22 protein-coding genes and 1 pseudogene are annotated in these 23,131 nt (G+C 61.0%); 4 read left to right on the forward strand and 19 right to left on the reverse strand.

Annotated features, from left to right (window positions below):
- Window positions 1-3: 3 nt before the first annotated feature.
- From X265_RS23285 to X265_RS23330, 10 genes are all read right to left on the reverse strand, one after another.
- The gene (locus X265_RS23285; RefSeq protein WP_128966912.1) at window positions 4-1,029 is read right to left on the reverse strand and encodes an ABC transporter permease subunit; all 1,026 of its coding nucleotides are present in this window, start codon (window positions 1,027-1,029) and stop codon (window positions 4-6) included.
- Window positions 1,026-2,357: an extracellular solute-binding protein gene (locus tag X265_RS23290; RefSeq protein ID WP_128966913.1), complete on the reverse strand. Its 1,332-nt coding sequence runs from the start codon at window positions 2,355-2,357 to the stop codon at window positions 1,026-1,028. The genes X265_RS23285 and X265_RS23290 overlap by 4 nt, the downstream gene beginning before the upstream one ends.
- 158 nt (window positions 2,358-2,515) lie before the next feature.
- A complete protein-coding gene (locus X265_RS23295; RefSeq protein ID WP_128966914.1) occupies window positions 2,516-4,141 on the reverse strand; it encodes an FGGY-family carbohydrate kinase in 1,626 nt (541 codons plus the stop codon).
- A gap of 22 nt (window positions 4,142-4,163) precedes the next feature.
- Complete coding sequence (locus X265_RS23300; protein WP_128966915.1) at window positions 4,164-4,892, reverse strand: SDR family oxidoreductase; 729 nt, start codon at window positions 4,890-4,892, stop codon at window positions 4,164-4,166.
- Between the two features lie 27 nt (window positions 4,893-4,919).
- Entirely contained in the window at window positions 4,920-6,176 is a 1,257-nt protein-coding gene (locus X265_RS23305) for a sugar ABC transporter permease (protein ID WP_128966916.1), read from the reverse strand.
- Window positions 6,173-6,991: an ATP-binding cassette domain-containing protein gene (locus X265_RS23310; RefSeq protein WP_164938748.1), complete on the reverse strand. Its 819-nt coding sequence runs from the start codon at window positions 6,989-6,991 to the stop codon at window positions 6,173-6,175. The genes X265_RS23305 and X265_RS23310 overlap by 4 nt, the downstream gene beginning before the upstream one ends.
- A gap of 60 nt (window positions 6,992-7,051) precedes the next feature.
- Window positions 7,052-8,125: an ABC transporter substrate-binding protein gene (locus tag X265_RS23315; RefSeq protein ID WP_128966917.1), complete on the reverse strand. Its 1,074-nt coding sequence runs from the start codon at window positions 8,123-8,125 to the stop codon at window positions 7,052-7,054.
- A 199-nt stretch (window positions 8,126-8,324) separates the two neighbouring features.
- Window positions 8,325-9,209, reverse strand: coding sequence for an AraC family transcriptional regulator (locus X265_RS23320; protein ID WP_128969377.1), 885 nt, complete (start codon window positions 9,207-9,209; stop codon window positions 8,325-8,327).
- Window positions 9,210-10,102: 893 nt separating this feature from the next.
- On the reverse strand, window positions 10,103-10,564 hold the full coding sequence (locus X265_RS23325) for a GFA family protein (protein ID WP_164938749.1): 462 nt from the start codon (window positions 10,562-10,564) through the stop codon (window positions 10,103-10,105).
- A gap of 256 nt (window positions 10,565-10,820) precedes the next feature.
- Window positions 10,821-11,240: a PaaI family thioesterase gene (locus X265_RS23330; RefSeq protein WP_128966919.1), complete on the reverse strand. Its 420-nt coding sequence runs from the start codon at window positions 11,238-11,240 to the stop codon at window positions 10,821-10,823.
- Between the two features lie 427 nt (window positions 11,241-11,667).
- Here X265_RS23330 and X265_RS23335 point away from each other — a divergent pair, with 427 nt between their 5' ends.
- Complete coding sequence (locus X265_RS23335) at window positions 11,668-12,861, forward strand: NAD(P)/FAD-dependent oxidoreductase (RefSeq protein WP_128966920.1); 1,194 nt, start codon at window positions 11,668-11,670, stop codon at window positions 12,859-12,861.
- A 251-nt stretch (window positions 12,862-13,112) separates the two neighbouring features.
- On the opposite strand, the gene X265_RS23340 is transcribed toward X265_RS23335, so the two are convergent.
- From X265_RS23340 to X265_RS23370, 8 genes and pseudogenes are all read right to left on the reverse strand, one after another.
- A complete protein-coding gene (locus X265_RS23340) occupies window positions 13,113-13,814 on the reverse strand; it encodes a DUF4336 domain-containing protein (protein WP_128966921.1) in 702 nt (233 codons plus the stop codon).
- 19 nt (window positions 13,815-13,833) lie between these two features.
- Window positions 13,834-14,988, reverse strand: a complete 1,155-nt coding sequence (locus X265_RS23345; protein ID WP_128966922.1) for a DUF3224 domain-containing protein — start codon at window positions 14,986-14,988, stop codon at window positions 13,834-13,836.
- Between the two features lie 47 nt (window positions 14,989-15,035).
- Complete coding sequence (locus X265_RS23350) at window positions 15,036-15,701, reverse strand: methyltransferase family protein (RefSeq protein ID WP_208764258.1); 666 nt, start codon at window positions 15,699-15,701, stop codon at window positions 15,036-15,038.
- 36 nt (window positions 15,702-15,737) lie between these two features.
- On the reverse strand, window positions 15,738-16,244 hold the full coding sequence (locus X265_RS23355) for a hypothetical protein (protein WP_128966923.1): 507 nt from the start codon (window positions 16,242-16,244) through the stop codon (window positions 15,738-15,740).
- Window positions 16,237-17,169, reverse strand: coding sequence for a sigma-70 family RNA polymerase sigma factor (locus tag X265_RS23360; RefSeq protein ID WP_128966924.1), 933 nt, complete (start codon window positions 17,167-17,169; stop codon window positions 16,237-16,239). Before X265_RS23360 ends, X265_RS23355 begins: the two co-directional genes overlap by 8 nt.
- Window positions 17,170-17,201: 32 nt before the next feature.
- Window positions 17,202-17,651 (reverse strand): carboxymuconolactone decarboxylase family protein, encoded by a 450-nt coding sequence (locus X265_RS40975; protein ID WP_167506285.1) that lies wholly within the window; start codon window positions 17,649-17,651, stop codon window positions 17,202-17,204.
- A 513-nt stretch (window positions 17,652-18,164) separates the two neighbouring features.
- A pseudogene (locus tag X265_RS42100) lies at window positions 18,165-18,611 on the reverse strand (flavodoxin family protein); the annotation flags it as partial.
- A gap of 3 nt (window positions 18,612-18,614) precedes the next feature.
- Window positions 18,615-19,454, reverse strand: coding sequence for a crotonase/enoyl-CoA hydratase family protein (locus tag X265_RS23370; protein WP_128969379.1), 840 nt, complete (start codon window positions 19,452-19,454; stop codon window positions 18,615-18,617).
- 426 nt (window positions 19,455-19,880) lie between these two features.
- Between X265_RS23370 and X265_RS23375 the strand changes: the two genes are divergently transcribed.
- From X265_RS23375 to X265_RS23385, 3 genes are read left to right on the forward strand one after another with little or no spacing between them, the layout of a single operon-like run.
- A complete protein-coding gene (locus tag X265_RS23375) occupies window positions 19,881-20,183 on the forward strand; it encodes an ArsR/SmtB family transcription factor (RefSeq protein WP_128966926.1) in 303 nt (100 codons plus the stop codon).
- 10 nt (window positions 20,184-20,193) lie between these two features.
- On the forward strand, window positions 20,194-20,679 hold the full coding sequence (locus tag X265_RS23380; RefSeq protein WP_128966927.1) for an SRPBCC family protein: 486 nt from the start codon (window positions 20,194-20,196) through the stop codon (window positions 20,677-20,679).
- A 45-nt stretch (window positions 20,680-20,724) separates the two neighbouring features.
- Window positions 20,725-21,138, forward strand: a complete 414-nt coding sequence (locus tag X265_RS23385; RefSeq protein WP_128966928.1) for an MAPEG family protein — start codon at window positions 20,725-20,727, stop codon at window positions 21,136-21,138.
- A 290-nt stretch (window positions 21,139-21,428) separates the two neighbouring features.
- Here X265_RS23385 and guaA read toward each other — a convergent pair whose 3' ends face one another.
- Window positions 21,429-23,027, reverse strand: a complete 1,599-nt coding sequence (guaA, locus tag X265_RS23390; protein WP_164938750.1) for a glutamine-hydrolyzing GMP synthase — start codon at window positions 23,025-23,027, stop codon at window positions 21,429-21,431.
- Between the last annotated feature and the right edge of the window lie 104 nt (window positions 23,028-23,131).

The raw sequence follows: 23,131 nt of genomic DNA on the forward strand, positions 1-23,131 counted from the left end.
CGGCTAGACCCCGTAATTGACCTTGCGATCGAAGTAGCGGAATTGCAGCAGCGTGCAGATCAGCGCAAAGCTCATCAAGAGAACCGACTGTGCCGCCGAAGAGCCGAGATCGAGATTGACGAAGCCGTCGACGAAGACCTTGTAGACCAGAATGTTGGTCGCACCGGCCGGGCCGCCTTTGGTCACGGCATCGATGATGGCGAAGGTTTCGAAGAAGCCATAGATGAAGTTCATCACCGTGAGGAAGAAGATGGTAGGCCCGAGCATCGGCAGCGCGATCGAAACGAAGCGGCGGATCAGTCCCGCGCCGTCCACGGCGGCCGCCTCCATCAGCGATACCGGCACTGCGAGCAGACCGACCACCAGGAAGATATAATCGTAGCAGATGTGCTTCCATGACGCGGCCAGCGTCACCAGAATCAGCGCATCGGTGGGATTGAGGTTGGGGTCCCACACAATGCCGAGCCGGTGCAGCACCTGCGCCAGCGGGCCGACCGCCGGATTGAACAGGAAGGCCCACAGGATGCCGGCGATCGCAGGCGCAATGGCATAAGGCAGCAGGATCATGGTGCGATAGACCGAGCGGCCGCGCACGATCCTGTCGGTGGCGAAGGCCAGCACCAGGGCGCTGCCCAAGGTGAGCACGTTCTGCGCCACCGTGAACCAGAACGTCATCGCGATCGATTGGCGGTAATCGCTGCTCGCGAGCAGCGTCCTGAAATTGTCGAACCAGACGAACTGGACGCTGGTTCCGAAGGGATCGCTGAGCAGAACGGACTGCATCAGCGCCCGCAGCGACGGAATGAAGAAGAAGAACAGCAGGATCAGCAATTGCGGCAGCAACAGCAGCGTCGGCAGGCCGGGACCGTCGCCGAAATTGGCCCGCTTCAGTCCGGCCTCCTCGCGCCGCTGCGTCTTTCCGGACCTGCGCGAGCTGCCAGCGGCTGCCGACGGCACGCCGCCCCCGTGCCTTGGTTGAAGCACAGGGGCGCGCGCGTCACGCCACGGGATGGACAGGCGCAGCGTCATGGACGCTCGGTTTCCGGAGTCTTCCCGGCATTCAGCTTTTCGAACTGCCGCAGGATCTCGTTACCCCGCTTGACTGCGTCATCCATGGCCTGCTGCGGCTGCTTCTGGCCGGCGAACACCGCCTCGACCTCCTGGCGCTGGGCCAACATCGTCTGCACGAAGTTGCCGAAGCGAAAGCCGCGCGAGTTCTCGTTCGGCGTGCCGCGCGAGAGCTGCAGCACCGCGATCTCCCTGGTCGGATGATCCTTGTAATAGCCCCGCTCCCGTGCGAGCGCATAGGCGCGGTTGGTGGCGGGAACATAGCCGGTTGCGCCATGCCACCAGACCTGGGTTTCCGGCTGCGCGACGAAATCCAGAAAGGCCGCGACGGCCTCGTATCGCTCGGGCGTGTGGCCCTTCATGACCCAGATGGCCCCGCCCCCGATGGTGCTGTTGAGCGGCGGATCGATGTCGCTCTCGTGCGGCAGGAAGGTGGCGCTCCAGTTGATGGTCGCATTGCGCTCGATGTTGCCGTGCGATGCGGTCGAATTCACGAAGGTCGAACACCGGCCCGACGTGAACAATTGTTCGGGACTGAAGCCCTGGCCTGCGATCTGCATCACCCCGTCATCAAGCCATTTCTTGAGCCGCGCGACTTGTGACACCACCTTCGTCTTGTTGTAGACGAATTCGGTGCCGAGCCCGTCGAATCCGTTTGCCAAAGTGCCGTAGGGCTGATTGTTGATGGCGCTGTAGTTCTCGAGCAGGCTCCAGTAGAAATCGCCGGGCAGCACCGTGCCGCACTCGCTGATCCCCTTGGACTTAATGGCATAGAGCTGCTTCTCCAGCTCCTGCCAAGTCTCGGCCGGCTTGTCGAAACCGGCCTTCTGGAAGTGATCCTTGTTGTACCAGAAGATCGGCGTCGACGAGTTGAAGGGCATCGCGGACATTCGGCCCTTGTAGCTCCAGAAGCTTGCCACAGGTTTGATGAAGTCCGAGAAGTCGATCTTGTAACCCTTTTGCTCCACCAAATCCTGCACGGGGACAATGGCTCCTGAGAGCAACATCGTCATGTAACCGCGTTCGGCGATCTGCACCATTTCGGGCGGCCGCTTGGCGCGATAGGCGGCGATCACCCCGTTCGTCACCTCATCATAGTTCCCCTTGGCGACGGCGACGACCGTGTACTTGTCCTGCGACTTGTTAAATTTCTCGACCAGCTCATTGAGTCGGTCGCCGAGGACGCCACTCATGGCGTGCCACCACTGGACCTCGACCCGCGCCTGCGCCGGACCAACCAATGCCAGCGCGCCGAACAAGGCCGCAATGAATGCGACTTTCCTACCCATGGCAGCCCTCCCTCGCCGGGCCAAAAGGCCCGATCTATACATTTGTATTCCTATCATGACATATGTGTCGACATGATGAAAGTGGGCGTACGCCCTCTCCTTCGGAGTGCCGGCGTCGGAGGTCAGCAGTGCCAAACGGATCCAGTTTGCAAAGGGAGCTACGACGCGTATCGAATTGCCCGGCCGACCTTCTGCAGGGCTTCGAAGGTTCCAAAGCGCCGGTCGGCCCAAGGAGCCAGGGCAACCTGGGGCCGATGGATCTCTCCCAAGACCGACATCTCCTGCATCGCCTCGCCGAGATTGGAATGGTCGCCGGAGGCAACCGATCCCAGCATCGCGGAGCCGAGCAGGACGGCCTCCGGGGACGCCGACGCGGCGACCGTCAGCCCCGTCATATCGGCGAGCACCTGTCGCACGAGGCGGCTCCTCCCGGCACCGCCGCTGACCACGATGGTATCGACCGCAATGCCCTTGTTCTGCTGGGCGCGAACGATCTGCCTCGCCCCGCAGCCGAGACCGCACAGCCCGGCAAGATAAAGCGACAGCAGACTCTCCAGATCCGAGCGCATATCGAGCCCGGCGATCAGTGCACGCGCGTCAGGATCCGCGAACGGCGCGCGATTGCCGAGGAATTCGGGGACGACATGAACCTCGCCGACCAACTGCGGAATCATTCCGGCACCGCCGCGGGATTCGCTTTCGGAGGCCAGCCAATCGGCAAGCGTCTGCTGCTTCTGGCGTGCAGCCTGCGTCGCTTGCGCGGAATGCGGATGCATCTGCAACAGATGCTCGATAGCAGCGCCGGCGGCGGACTGCCCCCCTTCATTGAGCCAGAGCCCGGGTACCATGGCCGAGAAATAGGGTCCCCACACGCCGGGGACGAAGGACGGAGCCGACGTGGTCGTCATGGTACAGGCGGAGGTTCCGAACACATAGGCCATGCGCGTCAGCACCGTGCCCGCCGTACCGCGCGCGCCCACCGTTCCGACGCCGCCAGCATGGGCGTCGATAAGGCCGGCGGCGACCGCCGTACCCGCAATGAGGCCGAGATCGGCCGCGGCCTTCGCCGTCAGGCCCGCCGCCAATCTCGTTCCCCCGGGCACGATCTCGGTGCCGATCCTGCGAAACTGCTCGTCCGCGAGCACGCCGAGGCCGACCTTGCGGAAGAATTGATCGTCCCAACGGTTTTCGTGACCCAGATAGGTCCACTTGCATGTCACGGTACATGTGGAGCGAGACAGGCTCCCTGTCGCCCGCCAGGTGAGAAAGTCGGTCAAGTCCATGAACTGCCACGCATGGCAGAACGTGTCTGGCATGTTTTCGGCGAGCCACAACAGTTTCGGCGTCTCCATCTCAGGTGAGATCATTCCGCCGACATAGTCGAGAACTTTTTCGCCCGTCTGGTTGATGCGGCGCGCCTGATCGGCGGCGCGGTGATCCATCCATACGATGACGTTGCGGGCGGGATCGCCGGACGGTCCGACGGGCAGCGGCGCGCCGCCCTCGCCCAGCACCACCAGCGAGCAGGTCGCGTCGAAGCCGATGCCGGCGATGCTGTCGGGCGCGACACCGGCCTGCGCCACCGCGCCGCGCACGCCGCGGCATACGGCACGCCAGATATCCTCGCTCGAGTGCTCGACGACGTCGCCGGCCTCCCGCCAAAGGGCGATGGGTGCGCTGTCACTCGCAAGGAGCTTGCCTGAGCGATCGAACACGCCGGCCCGTGCGCTGCCGGTGCCGACATCGATGCCGAGAAAATGGCGCTCATCGGATTGCTTTGTCATCTGGATCGCCGGTCGTAGAATGCTAGAGATCGTTGCTCTGCGGCAGAATGACGAGGTCGCGAATGGTGACGTTTCTCGGACGAGTCAGCATGAAGAGCACGGCCTGCGCGACTTCCACCGGCTGCATCAGGCCGCCGGCTGCCATCTCCTCCTCGATCTTCGCCTTGGGCCAGTCCTTGATCAGCGCGGTCACGACCGGACCGGGCGCAACGGCGCCGACGCGCAAACCATGTTTGGCGACCTGCCGGCGCAGCGTATGCACGAAGGCCTGCACGGCGTGCTTGGACGCGGTGTAGATCGGTTCCCAGACGACGGGGACAAGACCCGCGATCGAACTGGTGACGATGATGTCGCCGCTCTTGCGCTCGACCATGTGCGGCAGCACCGCATGCACCGACCGGAACAGCGCATTGATGTTCAAATTGAGCATGCGGTCCCAGGCGTCAGGATCGCCGCCAAGCACCTCACCGCCAACATAGGCGCCTGCGTTGGCATGAAAGATGTCCAGCCGGCCCGCCTTCTCCAGCACCTGCGGCATCATGCCTTGCATCCTGACGGGATCGGTCAGGTCGATGCATAACGGAATCGCCTGGTCGCCCAGCTCCGCGCAGGCTTTGGTCAGCGCCTCCGCCGCCCGATCAACCAGCACCACCCGCGCGCCGGCCCCGATCATTGTTCTGGCACATTCGAGACCGATGCCCGACGCGGCGCCGGTGATCGCGGCAACTTTTCCTGCAAGTTCTTGGGCCAAGTCTTGTCCTTTTCTTGTTTGAGTTCTTCAAGCTCGGCCATGGGACAGGCGTGAGCGCCGTGCCAGCGAATCGACGATGACCGCAATAGCAAGGACCGCGCCCGTGATCATGTACCGTAGCGACGAGGAGAGATCGAGCAGCGTGAGGCCGCTCGCGATGGACTGGATGACGATGACACCGAGCAGTGCAGAATAGGCGCTGCCGCGGCCGCCGAACAGACTGGTGCCACCGATGACCGCCGCGGCGATCGCGTTGAGGTTCACGTCCCCGGTCCCGGCCTGCTGACTGGACGATGCCAGCCGCGCAGCGGCCAGAATGCCGCCGGCGGCCGCCAGCGTAGAGCACAGCACGAAAGCGGTCAGATAAACCCGGCGAACGTTGATACCGGCCCGGCGGGCCGCCTCGCGATTGCCGCCCACCGCAGACATCGAGCGGCCCCATTTGGTCCGCGTCAACGCGTAGTTCATGACCATGCACAGGCCGACGAACAGGCCGAACATCCAGGGGATCCCGCGCCCCAGATTGAGATAATAGACGACGAATTCGAGCACGATGGTGACCAGCAGCGCCTTCAGCATCATGCGGCCGGGCGAACTGGCCGATAGCCCTGCCTGCCGCCGGCGCGCCGCCGTACGGTAGCCCGTCACAAACATCACCAGGCTCGCGGCTGCCGCCAGCACGTAGGATACGATTGGCGGCATGACGAGCATCTGCCCGAAACTGACCAGCGGTGATCCGTACGGAAGGTTGATCGAGCCCGAGGAGCCGAGCAGATACAGCTGCAGACCGAGCCATCCCAGCAGACCCGCCAGCGTCGAGACGAAGCTCGGCATTCCCAGGCGATTGAACAGAAACGCATAGAGCGCGCCGATGGCAGCGCCCAACGCCAACGCCGTGACGATCGCCACGGCGACCGGCCAATCCTGGCTGACCCAGAGCACGCCGACGAGCGCCGATGCAAACCCGCTCACCGAGCCGACCGAGAGATCGATCTCGCCGACCATCAGGATGCAGACGATGCCGAGCGAGATCACGCCCACCGTCGAGCAATCGAACAGCAAGTTGACCAGATTGTTCGGCGCGAGAAAAACAGGGTTGAGACTCTCGAAGGCCGTGCAGATCACAATGAGCCCGACGACCACCGGCAGCGAACCGAGGTCGCCTGATCGCACGCGGTCCACAAAGGCGCTGATCGTGTTGCCGAGCTTGTCCGCGTGCTTGACCCGCTCGTCACTGCGGTCGAGCAGCCGCGCCGACGAAACCTGTTGCGTGTCGTCGGTCATCGCCTAAGCTCCGGCGACTGATGGGCACGGCGCCGGCTGCCGCGGCGTGAGACCGAGTTTTCGTCCGCCCCGGTGATCGCGGTGACGAGATCCTGATTGGAAGCGTCGGGCTCGAACTCGCCGTTGTTGCGGCCGAGACGCAGCACCGCGATCCGATCGGCGACCGCGCGGACGTCCTCCATGTTGTGGCTGATCATAATGACGCCGAGACCTCGGGCGCGCACGCGCTCGACGAGGTCGAGCACCTCGGCGGTCTGAGCGACGCCAAGTGCCGCGGTTGGCTCGTCGAGCAGGATCAGCTTCGGCTCGGTGAGCAGCGAACGTGCGATCGCCACAGTCTGGCGCTGTCCGCCGGACAGCGAGGCGACCGGCTCACGTACGCTGGGGATCCGCGCCGACAATTCGTTGAGCAGCGTCCAGGCGCGGAGCTCCATGGAGACCTCGTCGAGCCGCATCGGATTGAGTTCGCGGCCAAGGAAGATATTTGCGACCACATCGAGATTCTCGCAGAGCGCCAGGTCCTGGAAAACCGTGGCGATGCCGAGGCCGAGTGCGGTGGCCGGATCGGACAGAACGACAGGTTCACCGCCGAAGGCGATCGTTCCAGAGGACGGTTGGTGCACGCCGGCCAGGATCTTCACCAGCGTGGATTTTCCCGCACCGTTGTCGCCCACGAGCGCGACGACCTCGCCGGCATGCACGTCGAGATCGACATTGGTCAGTGCGGACACGGCGCCGAAATGCTTTGAGATTCCGCGAAGACTCAAGACCGGCTTGCGCATTCCGCCCTGCGTCGAATCCGAGATCGTGGTCATGTGTCAGTCCGCCCTCTCGTTGCCCGTCCCGGCCGCGGCGAGCGGCCGGGACGAACGCGGTTACTGCGTGATGCCGAGCTTCTTGCAGCCCGCGGCATATCGCCCCGTGCAGAGTTGATCGGCGGTCTGAATCTTTTTGTCGATGATTTCCGCCTTCAGGTTCTCCTGCGTGACGACCGCCGGCACGAACAGCTTCGATGGCGCATTGAAGAGCGTGGTTTCCGCGTTGGGCGCCTCGCCGGAGAGGAACTTCACCGCCGCCTCGGCCGCCGCAGCGGCCACGATCTCGCTGGGCTTGGAGATCGTGTTGTACTGGTCGCCGGCGATGATGAGCTGAAGCGCGGCGATCGTCGCATCGTTACCCGTCACCGGCGGCACCGGATCGACGCCCGCGGCCTTGAAAGCGGCGATTGCGCCGCCGCCCGTGCCGTCATTGGCGGCCACGACGCCAAGGATCTTCTTGCCGAAACGGGTGATCTGGCCGCTCGTCCATTGTTGAGCCTTCGGGGGCGCCCAGTCCGGCGTGTCGTATTCGGCGAGAATGGGATAGCCGCTCTTGTCGAGGCCGGCATGGATGCCTTTCTTGATGAGTCCCGCTGCCGCATCGGTCGGTGAACCATTGATTTCAAGCACACCCTCGCCCTCTTTCGCCGTGACATTGGCCGCCTTGAGATGCTTGACGAGCGATTCGGAGATCGCCTTGCCAATGGCTTCATTGTCAAAGGACACATAAAAATCGACCTTAGCATCGGGGACCGGCCGGTCGTAGGCGATAACCTTGATACCCTGCGATTGTGCCATCTTGACCAGGGAGGCTGCGGCGGTCGAATCGACCGGATCGAGTACGATCACCTTGGCGCCCTGCGAGATTGCCGAGTTGAACTGCTGTTGCTGCCGCGCGGCATCCGCACTGGCGTTCTGGTAGATCACCTTGCAGCTCTCGCAGAGCTTCTTCATCTCTGCGGCGAAGCCCGGATAGTCATGTTGCTCGTAGCGCGTGGAGGCCTGGTCGGGCATCAGGAAAGCAACCGTCGCGTCCTTCAACTCCGCGGCCTGCGAGAGCGTGGCCGTCGTGCCCAGCATCGACAGAGCCAGGGCGAGCGTGCCTGTATGTTTCGGCGAGAACCTTTTCATTCGGAGTTTCCTTTCAGAACTAGAGTGCTGTGGTTGATCCTTGAAGATGGGCCTTCGCGGCTCCCGTCCCGGCGACGATGAGTGCCGGGGGCTCTGAAGCCGCACGGAATTCCTGGACAAGCGATTCCTGTCGCGGGCTGCCATCGGCATGCCCGCGTCATTCTTCCCGTTTTGGTCTCCTCCTTGCTTTTTTCGCCGGCTAGGCCGCGCGTGCCGTATCGATGTTCTGCGCGAGCAATCGCCTGAAGCGCGAAGGCGGCATACCTTTCTCGGCCAAAAACTGCCGATTGAAGTTGGAGAGATTGTTGAAGCCGACCTCGAAGCAGATGTCGGTGATGGAAGCCTGCTCGTCGCTCATCAGGATCTGACAGGCGAGATTGACGCGCAGGCGCTTGACGTATTGCACCAGCGACATGCCCGTGTGCCGGCGGAAGGAGCGCGAAAACGCGCTTGGCGACTGGCCGGCGATTGCCGCGAGCTCAGATTCACCAAAAGGCTGCGTCAGGTTCTGTCGGATGAAGGCGAGCGCCTTATTCATGCCCGCAGACATGTATCCAGACGGGTCGGGCAGATAGTTCGGGCTGGAAAGCGGACGCACATTGCGAGCGCGGCTGAGGGTTCCCAGGATCATCAGGAACAGTTCGATCCGGCGCACACCGTTCGCGGTCACGATCTCCTCCATCAGCGGAGAGATCTTGTCGCTCGTGCTGCGCGTAAAGAGCGCGCCGCGCCGGGAGAAATCCAGCAGCGCGGCGAGGCCCGACAGCTCCGGCATGACCTTCATCAGGTCGCCGATGAACTCTTCGCTGAACTGGAGGACGCGCCCGCGTAGCGGGATGGTGTTTCCGGCCGGCACATCACTCACCCAATTGTGCGGCAGATTGGGGCCGGTGAGCACGAGATTGCCCGGCTCGAACTCGCCGATGAAGTCGCCGACGAAATAGCGACCGCTGGTCGTCACAACCTGGTGGAGCTCGTATTCGGGATGGAAATGCCAGCGGACGGTGTGGAATGGGTAGCCGTGCGACCACGCCTTGAACGACTCGCCGCGCCGTATCTGGACAACTTCCAGGTCCGGTTCCATATCCGCTCCCTTCAGGCCAGTGCGGTTTGCAATGAGCCGCACCTGTTCCCTTATTGGCTGAATTTGCTTCAGCGCTTCCTCTCGCCCGAGATCGTAGCGAGCGGTATCTGGACCCGCCACCACGATTTCAATGTGCGACTGATACTTTTTTGACATGCATTGCGGCCCCGCGGGCATGTCGCGGCTGGGATTGCGCAGACGGATCAATTAGATCGGGCAATTCGGGCTATCAAGCCGCCGAATTCTCGTGCCACAACCGGAGGCCCTGCTGTCAAAAGCGCATGATGGCTGTATCCGGATCCTTGTTGGTCCGTCGGTGCACACGTCATCCACACGCAGCCCACCTCAGAAATTGAACATTCTGAATTCTTCAATCCATGCCCGAGGCGCTTGAGGCTACCTTGGCCAAAAGGATCGGTGCTAATCAACCCCTGTGGCCCGGACCTATCGGTGTCGAAGACTCTGAGTGCCCGACCTTTATGTACGATCAAGCGCGCGAAATTTCTCCATCAATGAAGAGACAATGGCTTTCAGATCTCTGCCGGGATAAGCCGAGCTCGCTGGCCGGCCCGCCTCTCAGCGCGACGGACGGAGAACAGTTCGACCAAATACGCTAAACTGCGCTATCCTCGCCACCCGCACTACTCCCACTCAATCATTCAGGATGATCTTTCGTCGTTGATCCAAAAGCACAAGTCCTCCATCTGACGGACAAATCCTGACGGTATACCCGCCAAAAATTCTTTCGGCTGAGTGACTCTGCAGGCGTAATCGCTAACGCTCGCACCGCCGCGGCATAGTTTCATATACCGTCAGATATCGGGAAAGCGCTGGTTCGCTACGTGCCATGAGCTGCCTTTCGCCGATAACCAGTTTGACCCGAAGCAAACAGGCTATGACTTGGTGCGTCGAGCAAAATATGCCTCAATCTTCTCCTTCACTCCTTCGGCGGGTGCCTCCCTGAATTTGACGGTGCTGGGATGAAGAGGGTGCCATGAAGGTGCGCGTGCGAGCCAAGTTTCAGCAGAGGGTTCAAACTTCGATGGATCATCGAGGCTGCCGACGGTAAGCAGCAGCAAATGCGGCCTTGTCGGCCAATGTGCGGAAATTTGACTGCCACAATGATTGCAGAACCCTCTCCGGAACAAACGTCCACTTTCTGCAACGGTTTCGAAGAAGGCTGGCTCTGACTTCAGATAGCGAAACCTGTCGCTCGCCATCATGATGAAGGCGGAGAATGCTGTGCCGCTTGATCGTTGGCAATCCCGGCAGTGACACATCAACTGAACAATCGGAACGTCTGTGCATTCATAGCGAACCTTTTCACACGCGCATCCGCCGGTCAGCATTTTCATCTTTCCGTTCACTGAAGGAGTTGATGTAAGATACGTAAGGAGGGATCGGTCAATGACGAGCTCCGGTTTTACTCCAGCAGACCCATCCCGCCCTATGACGCCGAGAGCCGCTTCTCGACCTTCTACGGCTTGGGTCTCACACCTGAATGCGTTTTGCACCAAAGACTGCTGGCGTGTGGCTTGCTTTCGACGCCTGCCCTTCTGTCCATCGGATGCGCCGCGCATTGCGAACGATAGCCGATCGCTCTACGGTGGCCTAACCGAGCGCGACTAAAAGCGTTTCGCCCGTCGCAACCAGCGATCGTTTGCCGGAACCGTCCTCCGCAAACAATTCTGCCCGAGCAAAGGTCTGCTTGCGTCCGGCGCGAACCGTCGCGCCTTTCGCGATAAAACCGCGACCGACCGCGGGCCTCAAACAGTTCATGGAGAAATGCGATGCTGTCACGGGCCCGATGAGAGTCGCGGCGGCAAATCCGCAGGCCGTGTCGAGCAGCGCCGCGATCGCCCCAGCATGCAGATGACCGGCATATTGTGTGAGATCATCGCTCCATGGCATTCGGAGCTCCGCCTCTCCGTCGGAGGCCAACACGACTTCGAACCTGAAAAGCCGATTTAAGTTTGCGGCAGCGTTCGCTGCCGTGAGTTCTTGGAGGTTCATTGCCGGGCCGCCTGTCATCGGTGTCTCCTTTACCAACATATCTCTTGCTCGACTTGACGAGCCCGGTGGGGGGCCTGCTCATCGGCAAACCGATCTGTTCTTTGCTCGAGCGCGCATCTCCGAAAGCGGCAAGACGTCCGAAGGGCCACTGTCTCCTCCAGATAATTTACCTCGAGACGATCGCGAGCCCCCCAGTGTGACATGCAGCTGCAACTACCTACGATGCAAATTTGCTCTGGCCGCAGGTACCGCCGGCGCGAACAAGGTTGCCACGCTCCGTCTTTTTGATCCCGTATGGGGAGGCCTGCGATTTCGTGTCTGCGCAGGCATCGGCCGGGGACGCCGACGCCGTGAGGACCAAAATCAGCCGGATGAAGTGTCACAACCAGCTGCTCTAAATCGTCCTGCCTTGAGAACGCCCGACAAGGTCAGAAAGGGAACGAGCATGTCGAAGAATATTCTTGTCATTGGCGGAGGTTTTGCCGGCTTTTGGGCCGCGATGGCAGCCCGGCGAGTTGCGAAATCGGCAGCGGATATCACTGTTGTTTCGAGAGAGCCAAGGCTGGAAATAAGGCCGCGACTGTACGAAGCCAGGCCAGACACTCTCGCAGTTGATGTTCTTCCATACCTGAACAAGGTCGACGTGAACTTCGTTCGTGGAGAGGCGGTCGGGCTGGACACGACTGCGAAGATCGTATCGCTCGATGACGCAACCTGCCTCACCTACGATCGCCTGATTGTCGCCACAGGCAGTCGAATGTGTCGTCCGCCAGTGCCTGGCGCCGCAGAGGCTTATTCCGTCGACACTCAAGCAGAAGCAATGGCTTTCGATCGGCGTCTGAACGAGCTCGCCCGCGACAAGAAAGACCCCACCCTCGTCGTCGTTGGTGCGGGCTTTACGGGCATCGAACTTTCGCTTGAGTTGCGCGACCGATTCGTGGCGCACGGCGCAGCCGAGGCTGCTGAGCGGATTCATATCGTCTTGATTGACCGCTCGGACGTGGTCGGACCCGAGCTTGGGCCTGGGCCACGTTCGGAGATCGAGCGTGCCTTGCAGTCTGCGCGGATCGAGCTCCGACTTGGCGCGACAATCACGGCGCTGGCTTCAAACCGTGTAAGCTTTGTGGACGGCAGCGCTCTTTCAGCGGACGCCATCGTGCTCGCGACGGGCATGAGAGCCTCGCCGTTCACGGATAATGTTCCCGGCGAGCGGGATGAGCTCGGCCGGATCGTCGTCGACGCAGAGCTCCGGGCTCCCGGCGCGCCGGATGTGTTCGTCGCAGGCGACGCTGCGGCGGCCGACACTGGAGATGGACACCGGGCTCTGCAATCCTGCCAACACGCGCTGCAGATTGGGCGGGTTGCCGGGGAGAACGCCGCGCGGGACCTGCTTGGGATGCCCGCTGTGCCGTATTCTCAACTAAACTATGTCACCTGCCTGGACCTCGGTCGATGGGGCGCGATCAGGACACAGGGCTGGGATCGGCGAGTTGAACTGACTGGCGCTGAGGGCAAGGCCCTGAAGCGAAAAATCAATACCAAGCTCATCTATCCACCAGCTGATGGCGGGGCTGAAGCTTTGCTTGCAAGCTCGACCATCGATATCGTTAAACGCTATGCGATCGACGGGTCGCGATAACATACGGACGCTTTCAAAGTCGAGTTCCGCCCGGATCCAGATTCCAGGCCATAAAGAGGCCGCCACCTGAGGCGGCCTTGGCTTGTATGGGTGGCTGCCTCCGAAAACGGCTTGGTCGGCTCTTCTTTTCATCTCCGGGACATCGCACCGATATATCGGTCGTTGTATCCGCAATCATTATTCATGCGACCAGTGGCGGCGGTCACGACCATTTACTCACAACGGGCGGCATTGCAAGTAACAGGATCACCTCAACCCATCCAAGAAAGGGATTGCGCGAGGAACGTAGATCCGCCGCTCCGCCGCCACTGCCCGTGCGCTATCACGACGCGCTCTGGCTGCCAGTTCAACACCTTCGCGCGCGCCTTGCGAGCGAGCCGACGGTCGAGAAATGACAGACGAAGGTCGAGCGGCGCTCGCGCACCAGTAAGTGCAGTGATGCCCGACAGACGCGCAAGGCATCGTTGCCATGGCTTCCATTTAGCTTTGAGGTAATCCTCGCCAAAGGCCTGAACGAGGTCGCCGAAAATCGCAGTACCAGATGCTTTGTGGAAGAATGCGAGCTCGTCCAGCAACGGCGAACCGCGAAACCAGGCCTGATCGATGTCACGGCTCCAGGCGGCCGGCGGCTGATCTGTCAGGCCGCGTTCGAAGGCCAGGTCGGGTCGCTTGTCGATCGTTGACGCTGGCCCCCAAAGATGAGCTTGCGGGAAGGATTCCTGCCACCGTGAGAGGAAGAGGTGGTGAAGCCTGTTCGGGCTGACGAGATGGTGCACGGGACCAAGGCTGGCCAGTTCCGCGCGCAGCTCTTCATTGAGGTCGATCGGCGACCAGACCCAGAGATCACCGTTTGAAAGTCTGACGATAACCATGCGGGTGGGATACGGAAATCCGTGGAAGCTCACGTCCGCCCCATCCGCTATCCAGATGTTGTCGGCTATCGATTGAAGCATCGCCGTGCTTCCAGAAGCATTAAACGGTGAGTGAGGTCTCGAGCCAGTATGTCAAGGACGTGCTGGCACGCCATCCCGTGGGAGAGCTCTCGTCCCGCTCAGCCGAGAACTCCGCATAGCCATTCAGTCGTTCGAGCTCTCCTGTTCCCGAATCGCCCACGATCTCCCAACGGCCGCGCACGACCGGGCCCGGCTCCATGGCCCCCTCGGCCTTTAGCAGAAATGATCCCCTCAGGCCCCCGATTGAGCCTGTGATGCGCTCATAGCAGATCAAGGTGCCCGTGCCGTCGGGACGTTCGAGCCTCAAGTGCGTGGCCCTCCCTTCGCCGACGATACCACCGATAAACTTTTCCACCAGGCGTGTCTCGACAATGGCAAGGCCGCTCGCGTCCGCCTCGTTGAGAACCGACCTCTCGTATTTTTCGACCTCGACCTTGCTCGCTACCGTGCGAGGCTCGCAGCTCCCCTGTCCGGCCGCCAAGCCGCCCTGAGACCTCGGAGTGGATCGCAAAGCGCCTTCGAGAGCAATCGTCGCTTCCCAGGCTCTTACTGTCGAGTATTCGGCGAGCACACGCAAAGCCTCGTGCATCTCGGCTGCTGTGATGCCTGCCCGAAGCGCCATCCAAACGTGCGCTGCAAAGGCCTGTCCGAGAGTACCGCTCACAATATCGATCGCAAAACTGGCAAACAGGCGCTCGCGGTGGTCCAGGCCGGGTCGTGCCCAAAGCTCAGACGATTGTCTTTCGATTGCAAGGGCAAGCTTGGGATCGGCAGATCTGAGTGCTTCAAGAGCATGTGCCGGGTATGGCGCTGCAAGATGAGGCGATGGACGGCGTGCTGCATGGCTGTCGGGGCTATGGCCGAGTTCTGCAACCACCTCCGCCAGTCGCTCGAATGCCCGCGAAGCCGGATTGAGACCGGCCGCTGGCGCCACATGACGCAACAGCTCGCGCAGGTCTTCAACACACATCCCGGCCTTGCTCAAGGCCATGGCGACATGCAGCTCGAACGGGAGGCCAAGCTCGTGCACCGCAACATCTCCAGCAATAAGCAGGCACGCCTTTTCACGCATTGAGAGCTGCGACGACGACCAGATGCTGCGAGCGGCCTCAAGACCCATGGATCCGAAAACAGGATCAAGCCGCAGGACACGGTCGGGGGACACTAGCTCCATAACGCACTCCTTGTCGTTGATGTGACGGGGTTCACAACGGTCTTCGATTAGTAGATGCCCGGCAACAATCGGGCCGTGCGAACTCGATAGGTCCGGTATTGCTCACCAAACGCGCCGATCAACAGGGCTTCTTCGGCATCCATCCGCGCGATCAGCGGCATGACTGTCGCCGCTGCCAGCAACACGCCCGCAAGTGAGCGGAAGGCAAGGGCCCAGCCCAGGACACATAGAAGCATGCCGAGATAACTGGGATGACGGATCCAGCGATAGGGCCCGGTGGTGACGAGACGGTGTTCTGGCTGGATCGCGACAAGTCCACTGAAGCGATTCCCAAGGACGAATACGGGCCACAGCCTCAGCCCTCCGCCCATCGTATAGATAACCACGCCACACCAGCGCGTTGTGTCGCCGTCAATCGTACCCCAGTCCAATCGGTCCGTGAGAGCCGGTAGCCAGCCGATCAGAATGCCAAGGGCCGCGAAAGCGGCAAGGACCCAGCGGTTTGACCGATCCTCACGCACGCCCGGGCTTAAATTGCCGGCGGTGAACATGGATGCGATCGTCAGCACGACCGTGACCACTGTCAGCACGGTGAGGGGTGCATGGGAAAAGAACGGGCGCAGCCCACCCCACCCCAGAATGGCCAGGGCGATAAACGCGGCCGTTCCCAGCCCTGCCGCGATGAGAAGGAGCAGCGAGTGCATATTGCTCATCTGGATCCGCTGTGAGGACGATCGAGCCTGCATTCGTCAGACTTGCCTCGTTGGTTGACTGCTCCCCCGGACTCCCGAGAGGACTGCGCACAGCGCCAGCACCAACGCCAACAATGTCAGCGCCGCACTCGCCGCGTGCCCATATTCCCATTGCAGGCGGACTACGCCGAGATTTGCCGGTATTTCGGTCCAATTCCGTGTGAGGGCGTTCATCGGATAGATAAAGCACCAGAAGATGACCTGGGCACCAATGAGCAAGGCAAGCGCTCCCAGCGAAAGCCAGCGCGCGACGGGAATGTCCCACATAGCGATGGCGTGGCCGAGCGTGCAGCCAACCGCGATGACGATCGCGACACCAAAGAGCGCCCAGCCATCATAAGCCCTTTGCATCGTCATGTAGTCGACCGACGACATCTTCAATTTGTTGAACATTTCAAAGAAGTGGGCGCCTTCCGGGATGAGGTAGATGGCGACCGAGATAACGGTCGTGATTCCAAGCAGGTCGGTCCCATATCTCCCTTGGCCGTTGGCATCCTCAGGCATCGTGGGGCCCTTTACTGTTGGCAACATGCGTCAGCTTGTCCGGATTCCGAACGACATAAACCCTGCCGATCCTGCCGCTCACGATCTCGAGGGCGATGGTGAGAAGTTCTCCATTTGCCAAAGTTGCCACGCATCCAGGGAGCCCGTTGATCATCGCAGGACGCAGGTCGACAACGGGCTGCACCCGCTTGCGCGCCAGACCGGCGAAAAGCGCAACAATCCTGGCGCGTCCGACAATCGGATTGAGAGCGGCTCGTCGCTTGCCGCCACCATCCGTGTACAGCACGGCGTCGTTTGAGAGGATATTCGCCAGGCCATCGACATTTCCGGTCCGATAGGCTGTCATGAACGCCTGGAGGATTTCATTTCCTTTGTCAGGTTCAACCTCGAATCGTGGTCGCGACTCCCGGATGTGCGCACGCGCCCGCGCGGCGAGTTGCCGGCACGTTACCTGATTGCGTCCGAGCAGCCGGGCAACCTCATCGAACTCGACATCAAAGACGTCATGCAACAGAAAGGCGGCCCGCTCGAGCGGTGACAGCCGTTCCAGGGCCAACATCAATCCGATGGATAAATCGGAGGCATAGTCGCTCGCCGTCTCCGCCCCCAGGGTCTCGGCATCCAGCACGGGCTCCGGCAACCATGGGCCGACATAGGTCTCGCGCTTTGCGCGGGCGGATTTCATCTGATCAAGACAGATGCGAGTGACGACCTTTGCCAGGAACGCTCGCGGCGACTCGACCCTCGCCCTGTCGGTACCGTGCCATCGAAGGTAGGCTTCCTGCACAGCATCCTCGGCTTCAGTCAACGAGCCAAGCATCCGGTAGGCCAAACCGGTCAAATAACGACGGTGCTTTTCGAACTGGTCTGCAGCCCTGCGCCCGCTCTCTTCAGGCGAGCTTTGCTCCTGTAAGGCGTCCGTCATGGTGCACTCCCGAGAAGTGATCGAGCTGAAACTCAGTTGGCCTGGGGTTCGTCTGGATGGTGAGCGCGCGCTCCTATGGCAAGGCGGTTGAAGGCATTGATGAGCGCGATTGCAACGGAGAGCGCGATGATCTCATTCTGCGAGAAGCATCGCTGCACTTCTTCGAACACTTCATCGGGCGCGTGAGTTTCTGCAATCCGCGTCAAGCTCTCCGTCCACGCAAGCGCCGCCCGCTCCAGGTCCGAGAACAGCGCCGACTCGCGCCAGGCGTCCAACAGGAGAAGCCGGGTAGGACTCTCGCCGTGCTTGAACGCCTCGCCGCTGTGCATGTGCAGACAGAAATTGCACCCGTTGATCTGGGAAGCTCTCACCTTGACCAGTGCGACCAGCTTCGGATCGAGAAGGCTCGCCGCCCATTGATTGGCGGCGCGCATAGCCTCAATGCCCTCATTCGGGCTTGCAAGATTGATGCGGGGTTTCATTTGGCGGCCTCCTTGACTGTCTAATGACAAAGAGACGACCGACGGCATCGATCGTGACATGTGCATTGCCTGGAAAAAACAGGGCTGCTTTGCAAAACGTTCCAGGCTCATGCGGACTGCCAGGAGCCGCTTCGCTTCTCCTCCGGCAACGCCGTCATCTTTGCCAGCGAAGCTCGATTGCAGCGTGTTAACGGATATCGTGCCGGGATCCAGCCCGTTGGAGATCGATCTTCCTCTGGCGAATTGCCAGGCCGTTTCGGCCACCCGCCGGCCAAGGAACCTGGCCGTGTCCAGGTCTGATCGGGTCGGAGCCAGATCCGGACCCTGATCCACGTTGGATTGGGCTCCTGCTCCAAGCCAGAATCCAAGCCGGTTCCGCTCTTCGTCGGATCCCTGAGATGAGTTGTTGGCGGGAGGAAGCCCCAGATTGATCCAATGCACCCCATGTTGGGCGGCAAATAGCGATAGCTGTACAAGATTCGAGAGCTTGTCTCCGGAACGGGCTCCAGAATTGGTAAAACTTGCAGCAAGCTTTCCGGACCAGGCGAAGCCCTTGGCCAGGACCGGCCGGGACGTGGCTTCCTGAAACGCCTTAAATTCCGCCGACGCACTTCCCATATAGGTCGGTGCACTGAATATGATGGCTTCGCACACCTCAAGATCGATCCACCGCTGCTGCGCTTCGGTTACGTCCATGAGCAGCGCGTGGACACCTCGAAGTTCTGCAGCTCCGTCTCGTACTGCTTCCGCTTGTTTTTTCGTGTGGCCGAAGCCGCTGTGATAGACGACAGCGACCTTGATTGTCGAATGCATTACAATCACCTCTTCCTGGCGTACAGACTGTTCAAGTACGCCGCCCTGCCGCGCTGCTTTCGTGAATGTCATTGACGTGTTTCGGCGGTTGACATTCTGCCGGCGATACTGATCAGACTGTCGCTTCTGGGTCCGGTTGCGCGACATGATCTACTGACCGGGGGCACCGCGTGGCGCGAGTAACGCTTCAGGATCTGCAAATCTCGCTGGCCGACCAGCCAGGTTCGCAGCAACAGCCTCGATATGATCCGGGGAGCCGATCAGGGCGTGTTGCTCCCGTCTCTCGCTCGCAAGACCGACACCTGCATCACAAGCAACGGCTTCGTTCAGGAGCCGCTTCGCAGCGCGGATTGCGAACGGGCTCCGGGTGGCGATTTCACGTGCGGTCTTCATAGCCGCGGCCTGAGGATTATCGACCACATGCGTGACGAGTCTGTAAGAAAGAGCCTCTTCGGGACTGAAGATTCGACCGGTATAGGTCAGCTCCCTGACGACATCTTCCGCAGCAAGGTGACGCATCAGCTGCGTGCCCGACATGTCGGGCACGAGGCCCCACTTCGACTCGAGCACCGCCAGTTTGGTTCCCGGCGCCACGTACCGAATATCCGCGCCGAGAGCGATCTGGAATCCGCCACCGAATGCCAGGCCATGAACTGCCGCGATCACCGGCACGGGAAGCTGCCGCCATAACCAGACGACATGTTGAGCCCAGTTGGCGATGCCGTGGGACGCTTGAGTAAGATCCGCAAACGGCAGCAAGCTTTCGCCTCGAGAAATTGCATCGAGCCGTTCGACATCCAGGCCAGCGCAGAAGGCACGGCCTTCGCCGGACAGCACGACTGCTCGAACTGTTCTGTCGCGACTGAGCCGCTCACCGGCCTCTGCGAGGGCCATGAACATGGAGGGATCCAGAGCGTTCATCTTTTCGGGACGATTCATGCGCACGTCAGCAACATTCTCCTCTACGGCAATGGTCACGCGATCGTCCATCATTCGGGCATCTCCGCGCTGGTACAATTCAAGCTAACTTCCTCGATGGACGAAACGATCGCGACAAGGGAACCGCCCGACCAACAAAGGGGAACAGCGCGGTGAGTATGCCCTCACCGGATGCTCTCTCTCGACCGCTGTTGACCCGTCTTATCCATCAAAAACACTGACGAGGTGGACGCAGGTGCCGTGACACGCCCTCGCAAAATTTTGTCAGGCAGCGAACCCAAAAGCGCGCTCTGTCAGCACCAATCCTACAGTCAAAGGAGGGACCATCGACCCAAGGCTGTTGGCGCGTGCAATTCAGCCCCTTTGACCAGATAATTAGTCTATGCTAATCATTAGTCGCAACTTATAATTTGCTTGGATGCGGTTTGGCGGGCGGACAAGGTCTCCTCCCCCGATTGCAGGCGTCAGAGCTTAGCCATGGTCAAAGATAGTGCGCAGCTTGCCGCCCTAGGGGATCCCACGCGAAGGCGAATATTCGAACTCGTGGGAACGCGGCCTCGCACTGTCGCTGAAATCACTCGAGAACTAACTGTCTCGCAGTCAGCCGTCTCCCAGCACCTCAAGGTTCTGCGCGAATCCCGTCTGGTTCGTGCCGAGCCGAAAGGTGCCAGCAACGTTTATCACATTGACCCGGCCGGGCTCGGCCAGATGCGCGCCTGGCTCGACCGGTTCTGGAGCAACACGTTGGCGGCTTACAAGGTAGCTGTCGAGAAATCATGAGAGGACTAGCATGAGCAGACACATATCGGCCGCACCCATCAAACAATCAATCGTGGTTGATGCCCCTATCGAGCGTGCGTTCAAGGTTTTCACTGAAGACTTCGGCAGCTTCAAACCACGCGAGCACAATTTGCTTTCTGTTCCCATAGCAGAGACGGTATTCGAGCCACGTGTGGGCGGTCACGTTTATGATCGGGGTATCGATGGCAGCGAGTGCCGCTGGGCGCGTGTGTTGGCTTTCGAGCCGCCTAATCGTGTGCTTCTGAGCTGGGACATCAGCCCACGTTGGCAACTCGAGACCAATCCCGACAAGACCAGTGAGTGGGAGGTGCGGTTCATCGCCGAGACGCAAAACCGGACCCGCCTGGAGCTTGAGCATCGTCACCTCGAACGCCATGGCGAAGGTTGGGAAGGCGTCCGCGAAGGCGTCAAGGGCGATCAGGGTTGGCCCCTCTATCTGAAAAGGTACCGCCAGCGGATCGACGGTGAGGCTTGATGCTCGCCTTCTCCCTGCGTCCCTATCATAATTGCGGAGGCCCTCATGGCAGCTTATTCGTTGAGTGTTATCGGAGTACTTCTCCTCTGCCTCATATCCAAATTGCTGGCGATTCATTCGGGATCGTCCAAAGGCAGGGCGGGCGTCCTCTCCGGACCTGTCCTGCCGGCCGACGACGAAAACTTGTTGTACCGGATTGATCGCGTGCACATGAACACGGTGGAGGCGCTGCCACCTTTTGTGGTCCCAGCCGTTCTGGCCATGATGGTAGGAGTCAGACCCGGTACACTTGCGACGCTCGTATGGATCTACGTTGCGATTCGTCTGATACACGTTGTGGTCTATTTGCGCGGCGGCAAAGCTGCCAAAGGCGGCAGCATCAGAACCATTCTCTATGTTTCGGGAGCGCTCGTAACTGTTATTCTCATTGCCACGACCACCGTCGCAGCTATCCGCTGAAGAACAGTGGGGCTACTGAGACCGCGACAGATTCGGCTACTTGCTCTCCTCGCATTCGTCCAGCTGTCCGCTTTTCGCCAAGAGCTGCCTCCTTCCACCCGGGCCACCCAAGCTTCGACCTTTGTGTACGCTGCAATGCGCCACTGTACTCATTTGTCGCAAGCAGGATGAAACTCCAACTGCGATACGATAATGTGGAACTCACCAATTTTGAGAGTGCTCGTCTATGAAAGGTGGAGAAACTGCCCCACCCAAACTTGCGCAAAACCACGCCATAGACGTCCTTCCTACTACTCCCACTCAATCGTCCCCGGCGGCTTGCTGGTCACGTCATACACCACCCGGTTGACGCCCTTCACCTCGTTGATGATGCGCGTGGCGGTCTCGCCCAGAAACTTCATGTCGAACTGGTAGAAGTCCGCGGTCATGCCGTCGGTGGAGGTGACGGCGCGGAGGCCCACGACGTAGTCGTAGGTGCGGCCGTCGCCCATGACGCCGACCGTCTTCACGGGGAGCAGCACGGCAAAGGCCTGCCAGATCTCGTCATAGAGGCCGTGCTTCCTGATCTGGTCGATGTAGACGGCATCGGCCTTGCGCAGGATGTCGAGCTTGTCGCGCGTGATGTCGCCGGGGCAGCGGATGGCAAGTCCCGGGCCCGGGAAGGGATGGCGGCCGACGAAGATTTCGGGCAGGCCGAGCTCGCGCCCGAGCTTGCGGACCTCGTCCTTGAACAGCTCGCGCAAGGGCTCGACGAGCTTCATGTTCATGCGCTCAGGGAGACCGCCGACATTGTGGTGCGACTTGATGGTGACCGAGGGGCCGCCGGTGAAGGAGACGCTCTCGATCACGTCGGGGTAGAGCGTGCCCTGCGCCAGGAAGTCGGCGCCGCCGATCTTCTTGGCCTCAGCCTCGAACACCTCGATGAAGAGGCGGCCGATGGTCTTGCGCTTAGTTTCGGGATCGGTGACGCCTTCGAGCTCGCCGAGGAACTGCTTGGACGCGTCCACGTGCACGAGCGGGATGTTGTAGTGGTGGCGAAACAGGTCGACCACGGTTTTGGCTTCGTCGAGACGCAGCAGACCATGATCGACGAACACGCAGGTGAGCTGGTCGCCGATGGCCTCATGGATCAAGACGGCCGCGACGGCGGAATCGACACCGCCGGACAGGCCGCAGATCACCTTGCCCTTGCCGACCTGCTGGCGGATCTTTGCGATCTCCTCCTCGCGGAAGGCGCGCATGGTCCAGTCCCCGGTGAGGCCGGCGATCTTGCGGACGAAATTGCGGATCAGCTTGGCGCCGTCGGGCGTGTGCACCACTTCGGGATGGAACATCAGGCCGTAATATTTGCGCGTCTCGTCCTGGATGATCGCGAAGGGCGCGTTCGGCGAGGTGCCGGCGACGGAGAAGCCCGGCGGCATCCTGGTGATGCGGTCGCCATGGCTCATCCAGACCTGGTTCTTGCTGCCTGATGACCAGACGTCCGCGAACAGCTGGCTCTCGGCCTTGACCTCGACGTCGGCGCGACCGAATTCGCGGTGATGGCCGCCCTCGACCTCGCCGCCGAGCTGCGCCGCCATGGTCATCTGGCCGTAGCAGATGCCCATCACGGGCACGCCGGAATCGAAGATGAGCTGCGGGGCGCGGGGCGAGCCGGCTTCATGCACCGATTCAGGGCCGCCGGAGAGAATCACCGCTTTCGGCTTCATCTCTTTGAAAGCCTGTTCGGCCTTGTTGAACGGGACGATCTCGCAATAGACGCCGTCCTCGCGCACCCGACGCGCGATCAGCTGCGTCACCTGGCTGCCGAAGTCGACGATGAGAATCTTGTCGTGCGCCGAGGCCACCGAGGGCGTCGACGCGGAGCGGTCGTTCTGTGCTGCTGTCATGGCAAGCCAATACGCGATGAGCCCCCTGCCCGCAACCGCGGCCGTAGGCGCTCCCACATGCTTCTTTGGGCATGGACAAAGCTATATAGGTAAGTATTATTGAC

The sequence above is a fragment of the Bradyrhizobium guangdongense genome (assembly GCF_004114975.1).
GTDB classification, from domain to species: Bacteria; Pseudomonadota; Alphaproteobacteria; order Rhizobiales; family Xanthobacteraceae; genus Bradyrhizobium; species Bradyrhizobium guangdongense.

Coding starts and splice junctions, on each gene's coding strand:
- X265_RS23285 (WP_128966912.1), bottom strand. CDS start 1,029: ATGACGCTGCGCCTGTCCATCCCGTGGCGTGACGCGCGCGCCCCTGTG.
- X265_RS23290 (WP_128966913.1), bottom strand. CDS start 2,357: ATGGGTAGGAAAGTCGCATTCATTGCGGCCTTGTTCGGCGCGCTGGCA.
- X265_RS23295 (WP_128966914.1), bottom strand. CDS start 4,141: ATGACAAAGCAATCCGATGAGCGCCATTTTCTCGGCATCGATGTCGGC.
- X265_RS23305 (WP_128966916.1), bottom strand. CDS start 6,176: ATGACCGACGACACGCAACAGGTTTCGTCGGCGCGGCTGCTCGACCGC.
- X265_RS23310 (WP_164938748.1), bottom strand. CDS start 6,991: ATGACCACGATCTCGGATTCGACGCAGGGCGGAATGCGCAAGCCGGTC.
- X265_RS23315 (WP_128966917.1), bottom strand. CDS start 8,125: ATGAAAAGGTTCTCGCCGAAACATACAGGCACGCTCGCCCTGGCTCTG.
- X265_RS23320 (WP_128969377.1), bottom strand. CDS start 9,209: ATGGAACCGGACCTGGAAGTTGTCCAGATACGGCGCGGCGAGTCGTTC.
- X265_RS23325 (WP_164938749.1), bottom strand. CDS start 10,564: ATGAAAATGCTGACCGGCGGATGCGCGTGTGAAAAGGTTCGCTATGAA.
- X265_RS23330 (WP_128966919.1), bottom strand. CDS start 11,240: ATGACAGGCGGCCCGGCAATGAACCTCCAAGAACTCACGGCAGCGAAC.
- X265_RS23335 (WP_128966920.1), top strand. CDS start 11,668: ATGTCGAAGAATATTCTTGTCATTGGCGGAGGTTTTGCCGGCTTTTGG.
- X265_RS23340 (WP_128966921.1), bottom strand. CDS start 13,814: ATGCTTCAATCGATAGCCGACAACATCTGGATAGCGGATGGGGCGGAC.
- X265_RS23345 (WP_128966922.1), bottom strand. CDS start 14,988: ATGGAGCTAGTGTCCCCCGACCGTGTCCTGCGGCTTGATCCTGTTTTC.
- X265_RS23350 (WP_208764258.1), bottom strand. CDS start 15,701: ATGAGCAATATGCACTCGCTGCTCCTTCTCATCGCGGCAGGGCTGGGA.
- X265_RS23355 (WP_128966923.1), bottom strand. CDS start 16,244: ATGCCTGAGGATGCCAACGGCCAAGGGAGATATGGGACCGACCTGCTT.
- X265_RS23360 (WP_128966924.1), bottom strand. CDS start 17,169: ATGACGGACGCCTTACAGGAGCAAAGCTCGCCTGAAGAGAGCGGGCGC.
- X265_RS40975 (WP_167506285.1), bottom strand. CDS start 17,651: ATGAAACCCCGCATCAATCTTGCAAGCCCGAATGAGGGCATTGAGGCT.
- X265_RS23370 (WP_128969379.1), bottom strand. CDS start 19,454: ATGGACGATCGCGTGACCATTGCCGTAGAGGAGAATGTTGCTGACGTG.
- X265_RS23375 (WP_128966926.1), top strand. CDS start 19,881: ATGGTCAAAGATAGTGCGCAGCTTGCCGCCCTAGGGGATCCCACGCGA.
- X265_RS23380 (WP_128966927.1), top strand. CDS start 20,194: ATGAGCAGACACATATCGGCCGCACCCATCAAACAATCAATCGTGGTT.
- X265_RS23385 (WP_128966928.1), top strand. CDS start 20,725: ATGGCAGCTTATTCGTTGAGTGTTATCGGAGTACTTCTCCTCTGCCTC.
- guaA (WP_164938750.1), bottom strand. CDS start 23,027: ATGACAGCAGCACAGAACGACCGCTCCGCGTCGACGCCCTCGGTGGCC.